Origin of the sequence: Kocuria sp. CPCC 204721 (genome assembly GCF_040980945.1) — a bacterium.
GTDB lineage: Bacteria > Actinomycetota > Actinomycetes > Actinomycetales > Micrococcaceae > Kocuria > Kocuria marina.
The window spans coordinates 1-674 of record NZ_JAVKPO010000061.1 but is presented as its reverse complement, the minus strand read 5'-3'; the positions used below and the strand labels follow the sequence as shown (position 1 = coordinate 674).

Sequence of the window (674 nt, the reverse complement as noted above, 5' to 3'; positions counted from 1 at the left end):
GATTTAAAATTAAATGCTTTTGAAGTGGGAGAAAACCTCGTTGCTTTCCTCATCCCCCACTTTGCTAATTTCGTTATAATCAACTATACCATCACAGAGGATGAAGTGGCACTGACGCTAAAAAGCAAGTCTACTTGCGCTTGCTGTGATCGTTGCCATATCGAGACACATCATACCCGTGGCTGGCAAAAAAGGAAAGTAACCATGCCTCCGCTCGGTGGAAAACGTTTTACACTGATTTTGTATATGCGTAAATTTCACTGTAAGGCCGATGGTCATTTCTTTACAGAGCAACAGCCCGATTGGCTCAACAAGTATGCTAGATTTTCCATTGACTGTACAAGACTAATGAACCAAGTGCACTTACAGATGTCATCAGTCTCAGCTTCCAGAATATTGTCGGATATGGGAATACATTGCTGCCCCAACACATGTATCAATCATCTCAAGAATATAAAACTAGCTTCAGATAGGACGGCAACCAACATTGGTATAGACGATTTTGCTAAAAGGAAAGGCTATTCGTATGGTAGTGCCATCGTCAATCATGACACTGGTCAAGTGTTGGAATTGATTGATTCTAGAGACTCCGAAAAGGTCGCTGAAGTCCTGAGCCTCTATCATCATGTGTCCACCATCACTCGCGATAGGGGCAAGTGTTACATCAAGGCTAT

1 protein-coding gene is annotated in these 674 nt (G+C 42.4%); it reads left to right on the top strand.

Annotated features, from left to right (window positions below):
* Window positions 1-24: 24 nt before the first annotated feature.
* The coding region (locus tag RF637_RS13850) for a hypothetical protein (protein ID WP_368845131.1) at window positions 25-674 on the top strand (650 nt) is incomplete at its 3' end.